Origin of the sequence: Synechococcus sp. R8-2, assembly GCF_047461715.1 — a bacterium.
Lineage (GTDB): Bacteria > Cyanobacteriota > Cyanobacteriia > Thermostichales > Thermostichaceae > Thermostichus.
In genome coordinates this window covers 1-4,402 of record NZ_JANSHQ010000089.1, presented here as the reverse complement: position 1 = coordinate 4,402, position 4,402 = coordinate 1, and the positions used below count along the sequence as shown (strand labels likewise).

4 protein-coding genes and 1 tRNA gene are annotated in these 4,402 nt (G+C 59.5%); 1 reads left to right on the top strand and 4 read right to left on the bottom strand.

What is annotated here, in order from left to right:
• Positions 1–90: 90 nt before the first annotated feature.
• The 4 genes from pheA to sppA all read right to left on the bottom strand — a co-directional run bounded on the left by pheA (position 91) and on the right by sppA (position 3,999).
• Positions 91–1,077 (bottom strand): prephenate dehydratase, encoded by a 987-nt coding sequence (gene pheA, locus NW819_RS02490; protein WP_414343247.1) that lies wholly within the window; start codon positions 1,075–1,077, stop codon positions 91–93.
• A gap of 13 nt (positions 1,078–1,090) precedes the next feature.
• Positions 1,091–1,459, bottom strand: a complete 369-nt coding sequence (locus NW819_RS02485) for a late competence development ComFB family protein (RefSeq protein ID WP_414330167.1) — start codon at positions 1,457–1,459, stop codon at positions 1,091–1,093.
• Between the two features lie 183 nt (positions 1,460–1,642).
• Positions 1,643–2,917 carry an alanine racemase gene (gene alr / locus NW819_RS02480; protein WP_414412787.1) on the bottom strand — a complete coding sequence of 425 codons (1,275 nt, stop codon included), beginning with the start codon at positions 2,915–2,917 and terminating at the stop codon, positions 1,643–1,645.
• A gap of 44 nt (positions 2,918–2,961) precedes the next feature.
• Positions 2,962–3,999, bottom strand: coding sequence for a signal peptide peptidase SppA (gene sppA / locus NW819_RS02475; protein WP_414351536.1), 1,038 nt, complete (start codon positions 3,997–3,999; stop codon positions 2,962–2,964).
• 253 nt (positions 4,000–4,252) lie between these two features.
• Here sppA and NW819_RS02470 point away from each other — a divergent pair.
• Positions 4,253–4,325, top strand: a tRNA-Ala gene (locus NW819_RS02470).
• The last annotated feature ends 77 nt before the right edge of the window (positions 4,326–4,402 follow it).

Genomic DNA, 4,402 nt, shown 5'->3' with positions numbered 1-4,402 from the left:
CTCACCCTAACCTGAAATGACTCTATCGGGTGTCGCTCCCAGCTTTCGGGCCTGACGACTCAGATGGATTCAACGGTTTGAAAGACTTGGCTACGCTGGACGCGCTTTCCCCTCAGAGGGCAGGGCTTTTGCTACTTGGGATAGATCCCCTTGTTTGCAGAGGTCATGCACAGGGTAGCTGCCGAAGAGCTTCAAGGTTTCAGCAATTGATTCCAGCGCCGCAACCACCTCGGCATCCAGATAGGGCTGGCCAACAGGATTCTCCAGATCGACAAAAAAGACATACGTCCCTGCCGATTTTTTGGTGGGGCGCGACTCAATGCGAGACATATTCAGGCCTCGCTCCGCAAACACTTGCAGAGGTTTCAGCAGCGCTCCCGGCACGTTGTGGGGGAGGCTGAAGGCTAAGGAAGTATGGGATCCCCCCGGAGAAGCAGGATCGGCAGAGGTTTCACCCTGTTGACCGGAACGCGAGAGCGGCGCACGGCCAATAACCCAAAAGCGAGTGCAATTGTCGGGGTGATCGTTGATCGGGCAGGCCAAGACCGGCAGTTGGTAGAGGGTGGCAGCTCGTTCTGAGGCGATGACGGCGGCGCTGGGCTGCTCCTGCAGGCGATCCAATTCTTCGGTGGTCGAGCGGGTTGGGATCAAAGTGGCCTGGGGCAGATGGGATCTCAGCCAAGCCTGACATTGGGCCAAAGCTTGCGGGTGGGAGTAGACCTGCTCAATTTGCTCCAACCGCGAGGCACGTCCGATGAGGGCATGGCGAATGGGCAGGATCAGCGCCTGCCGGATCCCTAGCCCCTCCAGTTGCCAGAGGGCGTCTAAGGTCATCGAGACCCCCCCCTCCACCGAGTTTTCCACCGGCACCACCGCCCATTGTTGCTGGCCGACAGCTACCGCCTCTAGACAGGCGCTGATCGTTGGATAAGGCACTAAGGGGTGGGATCCCTGGCTGTGCAGGTGAGGCTGCTCAGGGCAGGCCAGCAAAGCTGCTAACTCTGTGTAGGTTCCAGCAGGGCCGAGGAAGGCCACCGGCGAAGGGGAAACGTTCGCGCCAGCGGAGCGCAGCTCCATCAGAGCCATTCCTTCAATTGTCGCTAGGGGCCAGTTCTAACTCTATCGTCTCGGCGTCGCGCAGCAGCAAAGGACATTCAGGCTCCGGGCAACGGGGATTGGCCGCCACCTTGTCCATGGCCTTCACCACCTCCAACCGGATCAGCCTCTGCAACTCCTGATCCGCTTGAATGGCTTCTAAAGTTCGGAGAGAGCCGTGAAAACTGGTGGCGTATCGAGGCTGGAGGTTGTTCAAAGCCAGGGCGGCAGCATCGTTACAGAATTTCTCGCAGAAGCAGTAGCGCTGTTGACTCTCCATCAGCAGGATTTCATTGACCATCTCCAGAACAGCCCGTTCCATTTGATTTTCCAGGCTCTTCAGAGGCTTATGTTGCTCCGCCATCGCTACCTCCCAATGGGAACCGAACCCGCCGCCAAGTCACTGTTTTCAGTGATCAGGAGTGCCCTCGATTACCTTCGATGCTGCTCTACTCTCTGTTGACACGTCAAGTCAAGCCCTCTGCTGCCGACGCGAACAGCCTCTGGCCCGCTCCTATCCGTGCTTGAGGCAATCCAATCTGTCGTGTCAGGCATCATCAAAACCCAGAGAATTAACCAACACTCTTGGCAGACGGGCAGAAAGTCCACACAGCAACTCATAGGGAATAGTACCCAACTGATCGGCCCAATCCTGCACAGATAAACCCGCATTTGCCAGATTGGGGCCCAGCAGCTCCACCACATCCCCCACCTGGATATCCGGCCTCTCGGTTACATCCCACATACATTGATCCATCGTGATTGTGCCCACCTGTTGGATCAAGCCGCCGCGCACCCATCCTCGCAGCCAGCCGGAAAGCCGCCGTGGGATCCCATCCGCATAGCCGATGGCCAGAGTGGCAATGCGACTGGGGCGAGAGGTGATGTAGCGATGCCCATAGCTCACGCCAGTTTGAGCAGGCACAGTTTGGATGTGGGACAGCCGCGCCTTGAGCCGCAGAATCGGCTGCAGACCTGGCACCGGCAAGTGGGGGGCAGGGGACAGGCCATAGAGGACCAACCCCAAACGCACACGGGAGTAGTGGAGATGGGTTAAAGCACCGGCTGAGTTATCCAGATGCAGCGCCGGTAAGGGATCCCCGGCTTGGCGGATCTGTTCCACCACCTGGGCAAAGCGGGCGTGCTGCTGTTCCATGACTGGAGAATGGGGCTCGTCCGCCGTCGCCAAATGGGAAAACAAGCTACAGCCTTCCAGCTCCGGGATCCGACAAATCTGCCCCCACACGGCTGCAGCTTCCTTCCAGGGGATCCCCAAACGGGTCATACCCGTATCCACATTGACATGCACCGGGACGGGGCGCCCGGCCCAACGGGCTACCTGGCGCATCAGCGGGATTTGGTCTGTGCAGGTGAGGCTGACCTCCAGCCGGGCTGCCATGGCCTGCTGTAGCTCCGCCCAAGTATTCAAAGCTCCCAACACCAGAACCGGAGCCTGCAGCCCCGTTTGCCGCAACTCGATCCCTTCGGCCAGGGTGGCCACACATAGCCCCTTGGCCCCAGCCGCAACAGCCACGGGAGCCACCAACTGCGCCCCATGCCCGTAGGCATTGGCCTTCACCACCGCCCAGATCTCGACGTTTGAGCCTAGGCGCCTCTGCAACAGCCGCAGGTTTTCTCGCAGCTGGGCTGCGTCAATTTCCACCCAAGCCCGACTGGTCAACAGCTCCAGGTCGATGGCCCAATCCAGCTCCGCCAAGGAATTGGCCTTCTGGGATCCCTCTCTCCAAGTATTGCCCTGCACCCCCGGAGCAGCCGCTCTCAAAGTGCCCTGCGCCGCCGGCGCGACCGGTTCTCGATTCACCGTTCACCCCCCACACCCAAAACCCGTCCTGATTAGATTTAGGTTTAGCGCAAAGTCCACTCCGGCGCCATCCACAGCAACGGCACGTCTGGGATCCCAACAGCCTCGTTGCTCTCCAACAGCCGGCCCAGCCAAGCGGCTTGCCTTTGCGAGGACAGTCCTTGGCTTAACAGGCGTCGCAGGACTCGTTGGAAGCCCTCTCCCTCACCCGCCGGCGACAAAGAGGGATCCCCGGTCATGCGCCGCAGATCCTCCACCGCTTCGGTGTAGCCCCCCAAAGCATCCACCAAGCCCACCTCCACAGCCTGTGCCCCGGTGAAGATGCGCCCATCGGCCAACTGTCGCACCCGGGCTTCATCCAAGCTCTGCCGCCGCGCGATCATCTCCGCCTCCAGCACCTCATCTGCCTTCTCTGGCAAGTGCTGGCGTCCTTGGGCCACATCGCGAATGAACTGCTCGAGGGTATCCTCCACCAAGTTTTGCAGAAGGCGCTGCTCTTGAGGAGTGGCACTGCGGAAAGGAGAGAGAAGGTCTTTGTACTCGCCGGTTTTGAAGGTCTGCGGCTCTATCCCGTAGTTTTCCAGCAGCTTACCAAAGCTGAGGCCGCTGATGATAACCCCTATGCTGCCGGTCAGGGTGCCGGGGTTGGCATAGATTTTGTCGGCAGCGCTGGCCACGTAGTACCCCCCACTGGCAGCAATGTTTTCTAGGATAGCGATCACCGGCTTGTCCGCCTCGTGCAGAGCAGTTACGGCACGGTAGAGTTCCTGGCTGGATCCCACAGCTCCGCCGGGACTGTTGATGCGCAGCAATACAGCCTTGACAGAGGGATCCCGTGCTGCCTCCCGCAACTGTTCCACAGGAGAAGTGGGCAGGCCTACCAAAGTCGAACCCCCTGGGCCGCCTATCGTTCCTTCCAGGGTGACCACCTCGATGCGATCCGCCCCCCGTGCGGCCTCTAGGCCAACCCCGCCTCGGGTAGGCTCTGGGGCAGGGCGCGTGCCCCCGACAATGGCCGCAATAAGGCAGACGACCAGCAAAGAAGCCGCCAAAATGCGGTTAAGCTGAGTTTCTTGTGTCACAGGCCCCTCAATTGCCACTGACTCCGTTCTACCACCCCGCGGGCTTCTCGCAACGTCTGACACCAAAAGGCTGAGAACCAAGCAAACTCCTCATCTCGGTTGAGCCATCCAAGCTATTGACAAGGATCCTCCACTTATTTACGATCAGGTTCCAGCGTTTTTTACCGCTGAGGCATCTTCTGCAGGTTGCCAGTGTAAGCTGGAGTAGAGGGTAGGATCCTTGAGCGGGATTCTGGCTCGAAGCCAAGTGATTGGGGCTTTAGCTCAGTTGGTAGAGCACTTCAATGGCATTGAAGGGGTCAGCGGTTCAAGTCCGCTAAGCTCCATCCCCAGAGGGCCGATAGCAGTCGTGGCTTCTATTACCATCTATTTCTACTGCTTGCGCTAGCGGGCCGGAGGCCTT